Source organism: Pseudoalteromonas sp. OF5H-5, assembly GCF_021530695.1.
Taxonomy (GTDB): domain Bacteria; phylum Pseudomonadota; class Gammaproteobacteria; order Enterobacterales; family Alteromonadaceae; genus Pseudoalteromonas.
In genome coordinates this window covers 207837-222585 of sequence record NZ_JAKGBF010000005.1, presented here as the reverse complement: position 1 = coordinate 222585, position 14749 = coordinate 207837, and the positions used below count along the sequence as shown (strand labels likewise).

Here is a 14749-nt window from a genome sequence, read left to right as displayed (position 1 = left end):
ACGCTCTGGTCTTTAAATTGACTTCGCTATACTATGAATTATACCAATTGGTATTTTTCCAAAAACAAGGGTTGGTAATGTCAAAGCAAACGCTGCAATTGCTCAAACAAGAATTTACGATACATAGCTTGGATTGCGATGACGCTGTTCCGCAAGCAGTGTTAAACAGTGAAATCTTTTTTATTGCCAAAACTGAGGATGAACTCTCTATCGTTTGCGCGTCAGATATCTCAGTCAGTAGCCTCGCGGCTGAAAGTCATTGGAGAGCATTGGAAGTCGTTGGCCCGCTGGGGTTTTCGCTGACGGGGATTATGGCTAATATTTCTGGTGTGCTAGCAAAGTCCAACGTCTCTATTTTTACCTTATCAACATACGATACCGATTACATTCTGGTAAAAGAAAGCCAAATCCAGCAAGCGATGCAAGCGCTCAAAAAAGATGGATATTTATTACTTTGATTGAACTCTCACCACCAATCCAATATCGGCCAATATCCCAAATCGCAAACCCGATTGCGCACATTCCAAGTCCTTTTTCCGGCAAAGTCTTACCGCTAAGTACGCATCCAAACGCGGCGATTGCGTCTGGTATGTTAGGAATAGGCGTTTGCGTACAAATGCGTGTGCCTTTGTTGCTATCTCCTTGTAACGGAAAACTAATCCAGATCAGAAAAAATAACTGCGAATACATTTTACACGCCAATAACGGCTTAAAAATGTTACTGAGCTTAGAAATCGGCAATGAGTTTGCCAAACCCGAATATCTCAAAGCAAACAGCTTTGGCAAAACCACGATAAAGCTTGGAGAGCCGCTATGCTTTTTTGATATTCCACTCAGTGAAGCAAAAACCATCGCCACCATTGTGCTACTCAATGCACAAAAGCTTGGTGCGTGTTATTATCCTTTAAAACAAGTATCTGCGGCCAAAGAGCCGATAATCACAATTGCAAGGGCGTGTGCTTTATGACAATCACCATGTATGGGATCAGCAACTGCGATACCATTAAAAAAGCCAAAAAATATCTTCAAGAAAACAATATCGAATTCACTTTTCACGACTATCGCAAAGATGGATTAGACGAGGCTCTACTCACCGCTTTTATTGACCAACTTGGCTGGGAAAACGTGTTAAACAAACGCGGGACCACATACCGAGCGCTTAGCGAAGAACAAAAACAAAATCTCGATGCGCAGTCAGCGAAGCAACACCTTTTGGCGGCACCAGCCATGATAAAACGCCCTATTTTGCAGTACCAAGGTCAATATCACTTGGGTTTTAAAGCTGCACAGTATGATGAGATTTTTGCCTAATGAGCGAAGTAGTTAAGCTCGCTCAAGCTCTGATCCAAAGGGCTTCTGTTACACCTGATGATGCTGGCTGCCAACAATTAATGAATGAACGCTTGGCAAAGCTTGGCTTTATCATCGAAGAACACTTCTTTGTTGATACGCTCAACACCTGGGCACGAAAAGGCGACAGCGGACCACATTTTTGCTTCGCTGGACACACAGATGTAGTACCGGTTGGTGACGAGAGTCAATGGCAACACCCGCCATTTGCTGCAGTGATCGAAAATGACATGTTACATGGCCGCGGAGCTGCTGACATGAAAGGCTCACTTGCAGCTATGGTCGTGGCAACGGAAAGGTTTATCGAAAAACACCCCAACCACAAAGGATCATTGTCTTTTTTGATAACCTCTGATGAGGAAGGTCCTTTCGTGAACGGCACAACTCGAGTTGTAGATTTATTAGAAGCCCGAAACGAAAAAATTGATATGTGCTTGGTTGGTGAACCTTCATCACGTCATGAGCTTGGCGACGTAGTAAAAAATGGTCGTCGCGGTTCACTCACCGGACACCTAAAAGTGATTGGAAAACAAGGTCACGTAGCCTACCCTCATCTCGCTAAAAACCCCATTCACTTGTCTGCGGCGGCGATTGCTGAACTCAGTCAAACCGAGTGGGATCAAGGGAATGCATTTTTCCCCGCAACAAGCTTCCAAGTTTCCAATATCAATGGCGGAACTGGAGCTGGTAATGTGATACCGGGCTCTTTGCAAGTACAGTTTAACTTTCGCTTTAGCACTGAAGTTACAGCCGATGAGCTCAAACAACGTGTTATTGCAATTTTAGACAAGCATCAACTTGATTATGAGCTTAATTGGATACTGAATGGGCTACCGTTTTTAACAGAGCCAGGCCCATTGCTCGATGTGACGATTGCAGCCATCAAAGAAGTGACGGGAATGCAAACCACACCGGAAACGTCAGGTGGCACATCTGATGGCCGATTTATTGCCCAAACGGGATGTAAAGTAATTGAGCTTGGTCCAATTAATGCCACAATCCATCAAGTCGATGAATGCGTGAGTTGCAAAGACTTAGATCAATTGGCCTTAGTCTATGAAAAGATCTTGGAGAAGTTACTTGCCTAGCCGCTATATGCTTACAAGCGCTGAATGCAGCGCTTGTGGCGTTAATGAATCACATCTGGTTTTTTACCATGGCCGCCATGTGCATAGCGCAATCGTTTCCGATCTCAACGCCCTCTCACAAGCTGCAAAAAAGGCAGGTTTTGAATTCTACATGGCGTCCGCATATCGAGGGTTTGAAAGGCAAAAAGCGATTTGGAATAGCAAGTTTGCGATGCACCGTCCTGTTTTTGATATCTCTAACCAAGAGGTAGAACTGAGCAACCTCTCAGACATCGACAAAGTAAAAGCAATTATGTTGTTCTCCGCCCTACCTAGTGCTAGCCGCCACCATTTGGGTACTGATCTGGATGTGTTCGCCAAAAACCTTGTACCGACAGGACAATCACTACAACTAGAACCATGGGAATACCAGCAAGATGGACATCAGCACGAATTTTCACTGTGGCTTGATGCGCATTTAGCAACTTTTGGTTTCTACCGGCCTTATGATTGCTATCGAGGGGGAGTTGCTGCGGAGCCTTGGCATATTAGCCACCAGCTAACGGCATCAAAACTTGCCACGTTGCAGTCCGTTGATGCGATTGATGCCGTGCTGAAACGCAGCGATATCAAAGGTAAAGGCGCAATATTGGCGAATCTCAGCGCACTACATCAGCAATTTATCACCAATGTAGCGCAGCCATAACGACTGATCCGAGCTTAAGTTACTTAGACTAGGGCCTGTTGATCTTTCAAGTTTGTTTTTGCAGCAGTTTGATTGGTATTTATACAAGGCAGAGCCAGCGTAGCATAGTCATTCTATGTAAGTCTGGCTATAACACAGTAGAAATGCTAATCAAGTGCTGCCCTTTGGGTTCATCTGAGTGCGCTTTGTTCATTGTTGCTCAACTTTTGCCTAGATTACTAGGCGGCAAGTCGAGCGTCGCGACCAAAACACACTCAGAAGAACAAAAATCAAACAGCAAAGGTCAACAGGCCCTAGAAACGAAAGGTTATTTGTTTTTGTCGTGGATAGCGTCAAGCCTAGCCAGTAGACTTGAGGTATCAAAACGGTTGCCGCCAAGCGCTTGAACATCCGCATAATATTGATCCACTAAAGCTGTAAGCGCCAAATTTGCGCCGTTACTTCTTGACTCGTCTAGTGCAATGCCTAAATCTTTTCTCATCCAATCGACTGCAAAACCAAAGTCATATTCGCCTGCCAACATGGTTTTATAACGATTCTCCATTTGCCAAGAGCCAGCTGCACCCTTAGCAATCGTTTCAATTACCTTTTCACCATCAAGACCCGCCTTTTTAGCAAAGTGTAAGCCTTCTGCGAGCCCCTGTACCACACCTGCGATACAAATCTGATTGACCATTTTACAAAGCTGCCCAGCCCCCACTTCTCCAATTAATTGGCTAAAGCGAGCAAACGCGGCCATGATTGGTTGTGCTTTTTCAAACGTACTTTCGCCTCCTCCAACCATCACCGTTAACACGCCATTTTCTGCACCAGCCTGACCACCAGATACAGGGGCATCTAAGAATTCAACTTGTAATTTTCTGGCTTCTTGCGCTATTTCACGGGCAACTTTTGCAGATGTTGTCGTATGGTCAACTATCACCGCTCCCGGCTTTACCCCCGCTAACACACCACTCTCGCCATATACGACTGAGCGTAAATCGTCATCATTGCCAACACACATAAACACAAAATCACAGTCAGTCGCTGCATCTTTAGGTGTAACTGCAAAGTTGCCAGTATACTCAGCGGCCCATTTTTCGGCTTTGCTGGTGGTACGATTGTATACCGTGACTTGGTAACCCGCCTTTTGCAAATGCCCAGCCATTGGATACCCCATGACGCCTAATCCTATAAATGCGACTTTCACTGACATATTTCTGTCCTATTTCGTTGTTATCTTAATAAGAATGGAGTTTTTATACCCGACCACCTCTGTCATAGCAAATGAAAAAACCGCTTTGATACCGAATAACATGAATAAATCACACGGAGCCTGAAAGGATGGAGAATATTTATCGTTTTAGTGCACAGCTTATTGATGGCCAAGTTTTGCCATTACAGTCCTTAGCGGGAAGACCGCTATTGATCGTTAACATTGCGAGCAAATGTAGCTTTGCTCCGCAACTGTCTGCACTTGAAAAGCTATACAGCAAATACAAACCTTTTGGATTTGAGGTATTGGCCTTTCCTTGTAATCAGTTCGGTCGCAATGAACCACTTGAAGATGAAATGCTTAAAGAGTTTTACAATACACATTTCAATTTAAGCTTTAAGATCTGTACTAAAACACAAGTCAACGGACCTGATGCACATCCATTATTTAGCTATTTAAAATCTCACACCCGTGGTATCGCGCAAAACCGCGCAATTAAATGGAATTTTACCAAGTTTCTAATAAACTCTGAAGGCATGCTAGTATCAAGATATGCCCCAAGAACAAAACCAGAAACGCTTAAGTCAGTGATAGAGAGCCACATTAATCATGAGAATCGCCCTATTCAGTTCGCAAAACTATGAAGTGCCGTTTTTTGAGCAAGCCGTAAATACCTACTCAGAACTTGAAATAAGTTTTATTAGTGAGTCACTCAATGAAAAAACGGTTTCGCTGTGTCAGCACTATGACGCGGTTTGTGTATTTGTAAACGATACTGTAAATGCACAAGTGATTGATAAACTGGCTGACTATGGCGTTAAAACCATCGCCCTACGCTGCGCAGGTTTCAATAACGTTGATATTCAACAGGCAAAACAGCGTGACATAAAGGTTGTCCGTGTTCCAGCCTACAGCCCAGAAGCGGTTGCAGAACACTGTATCGCGTTGATGCTAACGCTCAGCCGCAAGACACATAAGGCCTACAATCGAGTTCGAGAAGATAATTTTGATCTCAACGGCTTACTCGGTTTTAATATTTACAATAAAACGGTTGGTATCATCGGCTGTGGCAAAATTGGCCAAGCCTTAGTCAGTATCTTAAACGGCTTTGGTGCCAATGTCCTAGTTTATGACCCAAACATAGGGGAAGGTCCTTATACCTTGGTCTCTCTAGATATCTTACTGGCGCAATCGGATATTATTAGCCTACACTGTCCGCTTAATGAACATACCCATCATATTATTGATGATGCTGCGTTTGCCAAAATGAAAGCGGGTGTCATGCTTATTAACACTAGTAGAGGCGCCCTGTTAGATAGCAAAGCCTGTATCGCCGCGCTTAAGTCTAAACGACTCGGTTACCTCGGCTTAGATGTATATGAGCAAGAGTCAGAGCTATTTTTTAAAAACCACAGTGAAGAAATAATTCAAGACGATGTTTTCTCGCGTTTGGTTAGCTTCCCCAATGTGCTAGTTACTGGACATCAAGGTTTTTTTACCAAAGAAGCACTAAAACAGATTGCAACAATAACCTGTGAAAACCTCGACGCAGCAAGACTTGAAAGGCCACTGACAAACCAAGTAGTCTGATTTCAGAAACCAAAAAAAGAGCATATCAGCCATGATGTGCTCTTTTGGTTACTTCAAAGTCGGGGGGAAGTAATTTGATTTATGCTTTACTCTTCAATTCAGCCGTAACCTGAGCCAAACCTACTTCTGAGATTCTCATCGTGATTTCTTTTTGCTTAGCACTCAATAAAGAAATACCCTCAGCAACCATGTCATACACTTTCCAGTCTCCATCTTTGCTTTGACGAAACTTAAAATGCATGTCTATATCTGGTTTTGATTGCTCTCTTATTACCACCTTTACCGTCGCAAAATCAGCACCATCAGAAACTGGTAACTCTTCAAACAATACGTCTTGGCCTTTGTACTGTAAAAGTGCATTAGCGTAGGTAGATACAAGATAGTTATCAACCGCACCAATAAACTCGATGGCTTCGTCTCTTTTTAGCCCTTTAATATGTTTACCAAGCAATTTAAAAGATACAAACTTCACATCGATGTGTGGCATCAAGCGACTACGTACTATGCCCTTCATCTGAGTTTCAGTTGCTTTGCCATCTTGATTAACCGTTTTTATATCAGCAAATAGCTTATCGCCAACTTGGTTAATTAATTCATAAGGTGTGTCATTCGCAAACGCGACACCTGAGAAGATGAGAAAACTGAAAATAACAAGTAACTTTTTCATTGTTTAATCCTTATTAAACTGATGACACTAGTCTATCCAATTTGACGAGTGCAAATAAACATATCAATTCGCACCAAATTGATGCCCCTCCGACATCAATTAACGCAATGTAAAATTTCGCCTTACGATGACAATGACTATTTATGAAGTCGTAAAGGAAAGGCGTATTCCCTTCATGGCGAGGCCTGGAGGGAAGTATACGGTGTTCAAGCGATGAAAAATGTCAGAAATTGTATCAATTTATTTGGACGCTGAGCCCAGCGAATATTGCCAAGCTCAGTATTGTTGCGTGAAGAGGATAAATTATCGCTACTGATGGGGGCTACAGATTCATATCTGCCGCAAAAAACGTGATGTTATCGTTGTTTTCTAGCTTTTTCAGCGTTTCAATTATCGCATCATGCTGCGGTGAAATTGATTCAAGTTGCTGCAAAGTAATTTCATTTTTTTCAAGCTTTTCAGCCAGAGTATTTCCGATGAATGCCATTCTCTGCTGCGCACAAACACTATTGGAAAGCCAACTACCACACAAAGAAACAATGCCTATGTTTGGCGCTTTCTTCATTAAGAGGTGTTGCTCAATAGCAGGTAATCCCGCTAAGCAACTTACTCGACCACAAAATATCAAATGCGCAATCAATTGTTGGGTATGTGTACCTGTTAAATCTAGTGCGCCTTGCACCTCTGCTGCGCCAAAATGAAGCTGCAGAGCATCGGCTAAGCCGGCAAAGTCAGACTGGGTATACACGAGATCTGCACCTAGCTTTTCAAGCAGCTTTTTATATTTAGACTCGGAACATGCCGCCACCCCAAGCCCCACCTGTTTGGCAAATTGTATTGCCATTTGGCCAACTGGATGATGAGCTGATTCGATTAAAATCGTATCACCTGTATTCAGTTGAAGCTTAAATAGCGCAATCAATGCACACATAGCAGGTGCGATTGCCGCTGAGGCGAGCTTACCATCAACATTTTCTGGTAGTACAGTAAGTGCGTGACTTGGCACCAAGGCAAATTCACTCATCGTGCCTTGCTCTCGAATGTCTCCATGCCAAAAAACCCGCGTACCTGGTTCTGGAAATCCCGTTTTACATGCTTTTTCCACAACACCCACAGCATCCACACCAAACACTCTATTCGGTGTTTCTTCACAGGGACAATTGGCCACTTTGGTATCGATAAAGCTTAAACCAACGTATTCAACTTTGACCAAGACTTGATCATCGGTTGCCTCAGGTAAGTTAATTTCTCCCTGCTCGAAGGTAAGTCCATTTGTGTGATTGAATCGGACTGCTTTCATCATATGCCTTTGCGTTAGGTTAAAAATAAAGTAGTGAGACTAGATTCATTAAACCATTGTTAGCATGTTGCCACAACTTTATTAGTGTAAATATGCCCCTCGCAATTCCAATTGTTTAGTGTCACAATGGCATCAGTCTTAGTGAACTTTCTCGCATTATGGATATTAGCAGCAGATTATTAATCTTTTTAGACGTTGTGGAACGTGGTTCCTTTGCCAGTGCCGCACAACTGAGAAATATCGATCGCTCTGTCATTTCTAAGCAGATGACCAAGCTGGAAGAAGAACTCGGTGTAAGATTAATGAATCGTACGACTCGTTCCTTTTCGCTCACCTCTGCAGGTTCCGAGATGGTAAAAAAAGCAGAAGAGCTAAGGCTGCTACTAAACGACACTCAGCGCATCGCACAGAATTATCACACCGAGCCTAAAGGTTTGCTTAAAATTGCCAGCTCTACTGTGGTAGGTCGACGCTACGTACAACCTGTTATCAATGACTTTCAAAAACGTTTTCCTCATGTTGAGGTTGAACTTAGGCTTGAAGACAGACTCGTGGACTTAGTGGGTGAAGGCTTTGATTTAGCTTTTCGTGTCGGCGAGCCGAAAGATTCATCACTTATCGCCCGCAGAATTGCACGCAATCGATTGCTCATATTAGCAAGCCCGACGTTCTTAAAAACTCATGGCACGCCAAACTCGCTTGAGGAGCTCAGCGAATTACCTGCAGCAACCTACGCCAGTGATGCGTTAAGGTTTACCAGTATCACCTATCAAGACGAGCAAGGCATCGAGCAGCAAATGCCTGTAAAGAGTATCTTCAGAACCAACGACGGAGATACATTGATGGAAAGTGTGCTGTCTGGTACCTGTTATATTGTTGCACCAGCCTTTCTAGTCGGTAAAGAAATTACTGAAGGCAAATTACAACCGATTTTAACTAACACAAAACTGGTCGATTTTGCTGCGATGTATGCGCTCTATCCTCATCGTGATTTACCAGTCAGAACTAGGCTGTTTCTTGATGCATTCCGTGCATATATCGGTGAAGAAACCCCAATATGGGAAACAGAGATCCCTGGATTTGAACAAATGTACGGTTTTATCCCACCTAAGCCGATGTTAACTTTCTAGTCGACAGCAATTTATTCGTATATCTGGATATCAAGCTTTTTGCAGAGAGAGGTTATAGACCTCATCCGTCTAACCTTTTCATTGCGCCTTTCACCATATTCTGGGAATTAATCCACTTTACGCATTCGCTTAGCGAAAGTGGTTCACATATCTGAAAGCCCTGAATATACGGACAATTCAAGCTATACAAATACTGCAAACAAGCATCGCTTTCAACACCCTCAGCAACAATACTGCAGTTCAATTTACGTGCTAAAAACATACTGGTTTCTACTATGGCTTGATCTTTTTCACTTTCATGACTTAGCCTTACAAACGAACCGTCTATTTTGATCTGCGAAATTGGTAACTCTTTTAAAATAGAAAATGAAGAAAAACCAGTGCCGAAGTCATCAATACTCACTGCAAATCCCATATCTATTAATGTTTCAATTAGGCTTCTCGCTTTTTCCACTTCTTCCATTACGGTGCTTTCTGTAAGCTCAAATACTATATGAGTTGGGTCTACTCGGTGAGTATCCAGTAGCATGGCAAGGGTATTAATTAGATTCTGTTCAGCAAAATCTTGGCAGGAAAGGTTGATATGCACAACTAACTTGTCATCTATTTCAATCAATATTGCAAGGTCTTGGAATACACGGTTAATCACAAATGCACTCAGCTGCCGGATAAGATTATTACGCTCCGCTAACTCAATAAACTGATCTGGCATTATCATTGTACCGTCGGGCTGAGGCCACCTTAATAGCGCTTCTACTCCATGAATATCACCACTTTGAGAACACACTATCGGTTGATAATAGAGCGCCAATTCACCTCGAGCGAGCGCAACTTTGAGATTAGCTAAAAGTTGGAACTCGGCCTCAATTCCCTCATGAAGCTCTTCATCAAAGATGACGATGCTTTGACGGCTATGCTTGGCCGAATACATGGCGATATCAGCTTGCTTCAAAAGGTCAAACACATCAAGTTGGCGCGATTTAGTCCATAAGCTTGCTCCTGCGCTGTAGGTCACATCCAGTTGCAACTCCTCAATTTCTATCCCAGACTTTAACTCGCTCAGTAGTGCATTGTTTTGAGAGTAAATACAGTTTACGTCTGTAACGTCCATCAGGATAATGAATTCATCGCCGCCCATGCGATATAACTTGCTACGAGGAAGCAGTGCTGCACGCATTTTATGTGCAAGTTCCACCAACAATTTATCACCAAAGAAGTGCCCTTTTGCATCGTTGATCTGCTTAAAATTATTCAGATCAACCAAGATAACACTAAAGTCGAGCTGCTGATGCTTACGTTCATTAATGGCGTCAATGCAGCGCTGGCGATTCTCTAAATCCGTTAAAAAATCATGTTCAGCGTTATATTTGGCCTGCGTTGCAATTTCATTTAATTCTTGCAGACTTGTTAGACTTAGACAATTCACCACAAAAACAAAAATGGAGCCAAGAAACAGGATTAAACTTAAGCCTTGCTCAATGAAACTAGCGCTATTGTGATCGTACAGAAAGTAGGCAAAGCTCAAGTATCCGAGTTCAAACAGAGCCATAAGAATTAACAACACTCGCCACCCGACCGAAGAGGTTAATCGACATATTTTAAAGGCCGGTGAAAAAGCTAATCCCATGATAAAGCTGCCAGCTAATACTAATATAAGTGCAATCAAAGGAGTCGTCGTGCATGGAATACAATGGTTAGAGTATAGATTATAAATCTGCCCTTGCTCGGGACAGGCTAAATTATTCAACAATTGGTGGAGAATTTAGTAGCGGACTTGGCAGCCCGCTCACATAGACCAGTTGGCCTTGATTAAAAGTTAGTCTGCACTTTTTAGAATTCGGTAAAGTTGATCTTTTAACCACAGTCTCTTTTTCTTCAGTGACTCAAGATACTCATCACTTGAGTGCTCTACACCGTCTTCAATTCGAATAACTTCATTGTCTACTTCATGATAATCTTTAAAAAGTTTTGAGAAATGTCCATCAGACAGTTTTAATTCATGAATTCTGTCTTTAAACTCTGGCAGTTCTTTAGCTAGGCTGTGGCGTTCAATATTCATCGTTTTATTCCCATAAATAGCTAGGTAATCTGAGTTTGGGTATAAATCTCAGATTAAGGCTGAAAATGCATTTGAGTTTAGGGTAGACCCAATCAATGCGCCGTTAGTGACAGTGATTTCGAATACATTTTTTGAAGTTACTGTCTGATTGGGCCTGTTTCCATAGTACGCTGCCACCTTCTTTGAGTATTGATCTAACGCAAATCACATTCAGTTATAAACAATCAAGTTTTTGTCGTTTCTTTATACTGCTCGAGATACAAAATCGAGGACCTTTGACCACATTCTTAGGGTTTCTCGCAAAGTCGCTAGCCGCCTAGATGCAATTGTTGTAAAATGTCGGCGTTTCTAAGCAAATCTATCTAGCAACTTTTGAGGAAAACCTGTGAGCGAACAAAAACAGTCTCTTAGTTATAAAGACGCTGGCGTTGACATCGATGCGGGCAACGCATTGGTCGAAAGAATTAAAGGCGTAGTGAAAAAAACTCGTCGCCCAGAAGTAATGGGTGGCATTGGTGGTTTTGGTGCACTATGCGAACTCCCAACCGGATATAAAGAGCCTGTTTTGGTTGCTGGCACTGACGGTGTTGGTACTAAGCTACGCTTAGCTATCGATTTGAAAAAGCATGACACAGTAGGTATTGACCTAGTTGCTATGTGTGTTAACGATCTTATTGTCCAAGGCGCTGAACCCCTATTTTTCTTGGACTACTATGCTACAGGCAAGTTAGACGTTGATGTTGCGGCAGATGTAGTATCTGGTATTGGCAAAGGATGCGAGCTTTCTGGTTGTGCGCTTATCGGTGGTGAAACGGCTGAAATGCCAGGCATGTACGAAGGCGATGACTACGATATGGCTGGCTTTTGTACTGGCGTGGTAGAAAAGTCTAAAATCATTGATGGAACTAAAGTTGCGGCTGGCAATCAGCTAATTGCACTAGGTTCAAGCGGTCCGCACTCAAACGGCTACTCTCTAATCCGTAAAGTACTAGAAGTATCTGGCGCAGATACTAACGCAGAGTTCGAAGGCAAAACTCTAGGCGAGCACCTGCTAGAACCAACGCGTATCTACGTGAAGCAAATCTTAGCGCTATTAAAAGAAGTTGATGTTCACGCACTTTCTCATATCACTGGCGGTGGTTTTTGGGAAAACATCCCTCGTGTGCTACCTGAGTCAGCAAAAGCGGTGATTAAAGGAGATAGCTGGCAATGGCCTGCAATCTTCAACTGGTTACAAGAAAACGGTAACATTGCAACGCACGAAATGTACCGCACATTCAACTGTGGTGTTGGCATGATCTTAGTTGTTCCTGCTGACAAGCTTGAACAAAGCCTTGAAATCCTGAAAGCACAAGGCGAAAACGCTTGGCACATCGGTGAAATTCAAGACGCTCAGGCTGGTGAAGAGCAAGTTGAGATCTTAGGTGGTGCCGAGTAATGGCACCCACTCGCCTTGTTGTTCTGATCTCTGGTAGTGGTTCAAATTTGCAAGCAATCATTGATGCTTGCAAGTCTGGCTATATTCAAGGTGAAATTGCAGCCGTTGTTAGTAATAAAGCGGACGCATACGGCCTAACCAGAGCGCAAGAGGCTGGTATAGCGACTTCTGTTTTAGACCATAAGCAATACGCATCTCGTGAAGAGTATGACGTTGCGCTTGGTCAACTAATTGATAGCTTTACACCAGATTTGGTTGTATTAGCTGGATTTATGCGTATTCTAACTCCAAACTTGGTGCAAAAATTTAGAGGAAAAATGTTGAACATTCATCCTTCTTTGTTGCCTAAGTATCAAGGGCTGAACACCCACCAAAGAGCAATCGATGCAAACGATGCAGAACATGGTGCTAGCGTTCACTTTGTCACAGAAGAGTTAGATGGTGGTCCTGTGGTCTGTCAGGCCAAGGTCGCTGTTCTTCCAGATGATACGGCAGAGTCACTGGCGCAACGTGTGCATAAGCAAGAACACATTCTTTATCCTTTGGTGGTCAAATGGTTCAGCGAACAAAGACTAACAATGGAAGCAGACTATGCTGTTTTTGATAACAAAACCTTACCAGTTCAAGGTGCGCCGTACCCAGAAAAATAAAAAATGGAGCGCTGTGCTAATTGGTATTAGCGCTCTACTTTCCACTTCGACATTTGCGAACTCTCTCACTGAATATCACGCCGAATACCAAGTTTCACGCAAAGGTAAGGTTCATGGTAATGCCACGCGAGACCTCACAAAAATAGCGGATGCAACATACGCTGTACGTTACAAAAGCGATATCGAATGGATGATTTTTTCAGATGTAAGAACTGAAGAATCATTGTTTAAAGTCGCTGAACATACCGTCAGCCCACTACATTACAGTATGACCCGTGAAGGGACTGGTCCAGATAAAAGCTACAAAATTAAGTTTGATCATCAAAACCAAGCAATTACCTCCAGTGAAGAAAAGTATCCACTGAAAGTGAAGTGGCTTGAGAATCAGCAAGATTTAATTAGTTATCAAGTACAGCTGCGAGAGGATTTAAAGGCGGGAAAGACCAAGTTTAGCTATCCTATCATAGACAAAAAAGGCGACCAGCGAAGCTATGATTTTGAGGTGGCTGGCGAGGAAATGATCACTCTACCTTTTGGCAACGTCAAAACCATCAAAGTTAAACGCGTTTATGATGATAGCGATCGTCAAGCCATTGCTTGGTTTGCACCAAGTTATGATCATATGCTGGTTAAAATGTACAAAGGTAAAGATGGTATGGAGCAGTTTCAGATAGAGCTTAAAACCTACCAACCCAAATCAGAGAGTTGATAGCTACATCGTTAATTCATCAAGGCGGCTCAACTAGGCCGCCTTTGCTTACAAAAACTCAGAACTACACCTTCTCACCTAATTTGAATAAAGCAAACTCGCCGGGCTCAAGTTTCTGCCACTGTTCATCGTTGGTCAGCGGTCGAGTCGCAATAACAGTGACAACATCATCTGGTGTGGTTTCCTTTTGAAAATCCACCACCATATCCGCATCAATTAAGGTAGCCTTACCAAATGGGGCTCTACGGGTTATCCAATGTAGATTATTGGTGCAATACGCCAACACATAAATACCATCGGTTATCAACATGTTGAATACCCCTTTGTCTCTCAATGTGTGCGCTAGCTTTGCGATATACCTGAAAACTGAGACCATGTTTGACGGACGACTTGGGTATTTTTCTCGTACTTTGTCCAAAATCCAACAAAAAGCAAGTTCACTGTCTGTATTCCCAACTGGTCGGTAGAAATCAGTTTTTAAGTCTTTATAGTCCGAAAGCTGGCCATTGTGGGCGTACGTGATCTCCCGACCCCATAATTCTCGAGTGAATGGGTGGGTATTTTCAAGACAAGTTCGTCCCCTATTTCCCTGTCGAATATGGCTTATTACAGACACGCTTTTAATCGGATATGCTTTGACTAGTTTAGCAATTTCAGACTGACAGCTAGGCTCTGGATCTTTAAAGGTTCTACATCCTTTCCCCTCGTAAAAGGTGATACCCCAGCCATCTTTATGAGGACCCGTATTGCCACCGCGCTCCAACAAACCAGAAAAGCTAAAACAAATATCTGTCGGTACGTTCGCCGACATCCCCAAAAGCTCACACACAAATTAAACACCTCTTAAAAATCAATAATTTAAAAACAAAACTCTATTTAAAATCCACT

At 42.8% G+C, this 14749-nt stretch carries 18 protein-coding genes; 12 read left to right on the top strand and 6 right to left on the bottom strand.

Translation table 11 applies throughout. The annotated features are described in order from the left end of the window. Window positions 1-77 precede the first annotated feature (77 nt). The 6 genes from L1271_RS09760 to L1271_RS24845 all read left to right on the top strand — a co-directional run bounded on the left by L1271_RS09760 (window position 78) and on the right by L1271_RS24845 (window position 3509). Window positions 78-458 carry an ACT domain-containing protein gene (locus L1271_RS09760; protein WP_235367723.1) on the top strand — a complete coding sequence of 127 codons (381 nt, stop codon included), beginning with the start codon at window positions 78-80 and terminating at the stop codon, window positions 456-458. Further along, a complete protein-coding gene (locus L1271_RS09755) occupies window positions 455-967 on the top strand; it encodes a PTS glucose transporter subunit IIA (protein ID WP_235367722.1) in 513 nt (170 codons plus the stop codon). Before L1271_RS09760 ends, L1271_RS09755 begins: the two co-directional genes overlap by 4 nt. Then, window positions 964-1311: an ArsC family reductase gene (locus L1271_RS09750; protein ID WP_235367720.1), complete on the top strand. Its 348-nt coding sequence runs from the start codon at window positions 964-966 to the stop codon at window positions 1309-1311. The genes L1271_RS09755 and L1271_RS09750 overlap by 4 nt, the downstream gene beginning before the upstream one ends. Further along, window positions 1311-2438: a succinyl-diaminopimelate desuccinylase gene (gene dapE, locus L1271_RS09745; protein ID WP_235367719.1), complete on the top strand. Its 1128-nt coding sequence runs from the start codon at window positions 1311-1313 to the stop codon at window positions 2436-2438. The genes L1271_RS09750 and dapE overlap by 1 nt, the downstream gene beginning before the upstream one ends. Beyond that, entirely contained in the window at window positions 2431-3123 is a 693-nt protein-coding gene (locus L1271_RS09740; RefSeq protein WP_235367762.1) for a M15 family metallopeptidase, read from the top strand. The genes dapE and L1271_RS09740 overlap by 8 nt, the downstream gene beginning before the upstream one ends. Before the next feature lie 143 nt (window positions 3124-3266). Beyond that, window positions 3267-3509: a hypothetical protein gene (locus tag L1271_RS24845; RefSeq protein WP_328265965.1), complete on the top strand. Its 243-nt coding sequence runs from the start codon at window positions 3267-3269 to the stop codon at window positions 3507-3509. Here the strand turns inward: L1271_RS24845 and L1271_RS09735 are convergent. Next, complete coding sequence (locus L1271_RS09735) at window positions 3431-4318, bottom strand: NAD(P)-dependent oxidoreductase (protein ID WP_102056992.1); 888 nt, start codon at window positions 4316-4318, stop codon at window positions 3431-3433. The genes L1271_RS24845 and L1271_RS09735 overlap by 79 nt on opposite strands. Before the next feature lie 128 nt (window positions 4319-4446). Here L1271_RS09735 and L1271_RS09730 point away from each other — a divergent pair, with 128 nt between their 5' ends. Then, on the top strand, window positions 4447-4962 hold the full coding sequence (locus L1271_RS09730; RefSeq protein ID WP_010373899.1) for a glutathione peroxidase: 516 nt from the start codon (window positions 4447-4449) through the stop codon (window positions 4960-4962). Continuing rightward, the gene (locus L1271_RS09725; RefSeq protein ID WP_102056993.1) at window positions 4928-5908 is read left to right on the top strand and encodes a 2-hydroxyacid dehydrogenase; all 981 of its coding nucleotides are present in this window, start codon (window positions 4928-4930) and stop codon (window positions 5906-5908) included. The genes L1271_RS09730 and L1271_RS09725 overlap by 35 nt, the downstream gene beginning before the upstream one ends. A gap of 79 nt (window positions 5909-5987) precedes the next feature. On the opposite strand, the gene L1271_RS09720 is transcribed toward L1271_RS09725, so the two are convergent. Together L1271_RS09720 and L1271_RS09715 are read right to left on the bottom strand one after the other, a co-directional pair. Further along, window positions 5988-6575: an MlaC/ttg2D family ABC transporter substrate-binding protein gene (locus L1271_RS09720; protein WP_010373895.1), complete on the bottom strand. Its 588-nt coding sequence runs from the start codon at window positions 6573-6575 to the stop codon at window positions 5988-5990. Between the two features lie 322 nt (window positions 6576-6897). Continuing rightward, entirely contained in the window at window positions 6898-7878 is a 981-nt protein-coding gene (locus tag L1271_RS09715; RefSeq protein ID WP_233525161.1) for a zinc-binding dehydrogenase, read from the bottom strand. Window positions 7879-8033: 155 nt separating this feature from the next. Between L1271_RS09715 and L1271_RS09710 the strand changes: the two genes are divergently transcribed. Beyond that, window positions 8034-9005, top strand: a complete 972-nt coding sequence (locus tag L1271_RS09710) for a LysR substrate-binding domain-containing protein (RefSeq protein ID WP_010605058.1) — start codon at window positions 8034-8036, stop codon at window positions 9003-9005. A 61-nt stretch (window positions 9006-9066) separates the two neighbouring features. Here L1271_RS09710 and L1271_RS09705 read toward each other — a convergent pair whose 3' ends face one another. Further along, window positions 9067-10569 (bottom strand): putative bifunctional diguanylate cyclase/phosphodiesterase, encoded by a 1503-nt coding sequence (locus tag L1271_RS09705; protein WP_233525162.1) that lies wholly within the window; start codon window positions 10567-10569, stop codon window positions 9067-9069. Window positions 10570-10821: 252 nt separating this feature from the next. Further along, the gene (locus L1271_RS09700; protein ID WP_010373888.1) at window positions 10822-11064 is read right to left on the bottom strand and encodes a YdcH family protein; all 243 of its coding nucleotides are present in this window, start codon (window positions 11062-11064) and stop codon (window positions 10822-10824) included. Between the two features lie 385 nt (window positions 11065-11449). Here L1271_RS09700 and purM point away from each other — a divergent pair, with 385 nt between their 5' ends. From purM to L1271_RS09685, 3 genes are read left to right on the top strand one after another with little or no spacing between them, the layout of a single operon-like run. Next, window positions 11450-12502 carry a phosphoribosylformylglycinamidine cyclo-ligase gene (gene purM / locus L1271_RS09695; RefSeq protein WP_102056995.1) on the top strand — a complete coding sequence of 351 codons (1053 nt, stop codon included), beginning with the start codon at window positions 11450-11452 and terminating at the stop codon, window positions 12500-12502. Beyond that, window positions 12502-13152 carry a phosphoribosylglycinamide formyltransferase gene (gene purN / locus L1271_RS09690; protein WP_017219541.1) on the top strand — a complete coding sequence of 217 codons (651 nt, stop codon included), beginning with the start codon at window positions 12502-12504 and terminating at the stop codon, window positions 13150-13152. Before purM ends, purN begins: the two co-directional genes overlap by 1 nt. Window positions 13153-13165: 13 nt before the next feature. Beyond that, window positions 13166-13861: a DUF3108 domain-containing protein gene (locus tag L1271_RS09685; RefSeq protein ID WP_235367718.1), complete on the top strand. Its 696-nt coding sequence runs from the start codon at window positions 13166-13168 to the stop codon at window positions 13859-13861. 64 nt (window positions 13862-13925) lie between these two features. Here L1271_RS09685 and L1271_RS09680 read toward each other — a convergent pair whose 3' ends face one another. Further along, a complete protein-coding gene (locus L1271_RS09680) occupies window positions 13926-14690 on the bottom strand; it encodes a class II glutamine amidotransferase (RefSeq protein ID WP_010605063.1) in 765 nt (254 codons plus the stop codon). Window positions 14691-14749: the final 59 nt, after the last annotated feature.

Bases quoted from the DNA above. Each gene is read 5' to 3' on its own strand.
- L1271_RS09720 (WP_010373895.1), bottom strand. From the start codon at position 6,575: ATGAAAAAGTTACTTGTTATTTTCAGTTTTCTCATCTTCTCAGGTGTC.
- L1271_RS24845 (WP_328265965.1), top strand. From the start codon at position 3,267: ATGCTAATCAAGTGCTGCCCTTTGGGTTCATCTGAGTGCGCTTTGTTC.
- purN (WP_017219541.1), top strand. From the start codon at position 12,502: ATGGCACCCACTCGCCTTGTTGTTCTGATCTCTGGTAGTGGTTCAAAT.
- L1271_RS09725 (WP_102056993.1), top strand. From the start codon at position 4,928: ATGAGAATCGCCCTATTCAGTTCGCAAAACTATGAAGTGCCGTTTTTT.
- L1271_RS09750 (WP_235367720.1), top strand. From the start codon at position 964: ATGACAATCACCATGTATGGGATCAGCAACTGCGATACCATTAAAAAA.
- L1271_RS09710 (WP_010605058.1), top strand. From the start codon at position 8,034: ATGGATATTAGCAGCAGATTATTAATCTTTTTAGACGTTGTGGAACGT.
- L1271_RS09760 (WP_235367723.1), top strand. From the start codon at position 78: ATGTCAAAGCAAACGCTGCAATTGCTCAAACAAGAATTTACGATACAT.
- L1271_RS09700 (WP_010373888.1), bottom strand. From the start codon at position 11,064: ATGAATATTGAACGCCACAGCCTAGCTAAAGAACTGCCAGAGTTTAAA.
- L1271_RS09735 (WP_102056992.1), bottom strand. From the start codon at position 4,318: ATGTCAGTGAAAGTCGCATTTATAGGATTAGGCGTCATGGGGTATCCA.
- dapE (WP_235367719.1), top strand. From the start codon at position 1,311: ATGAGCGAAGTAGTTAAGCTCGCTCAAGCTCTGATCCAAAGGGCTTCT.
- L1271_RS09715 (WP_233525161.1), bottom strand. From the start codon at position 7,878: ATGATGAAAGCAGTCCGATTCAATCACACAAATGGACTTACCTTCGAG.
- L1271_RS09730 (WP_010373899.1), top strand. From the start codon at position 4,447: ATGGAGAATATTTATCGTTTTAGTGCACAGCTTATTGATGGCCAAGTT.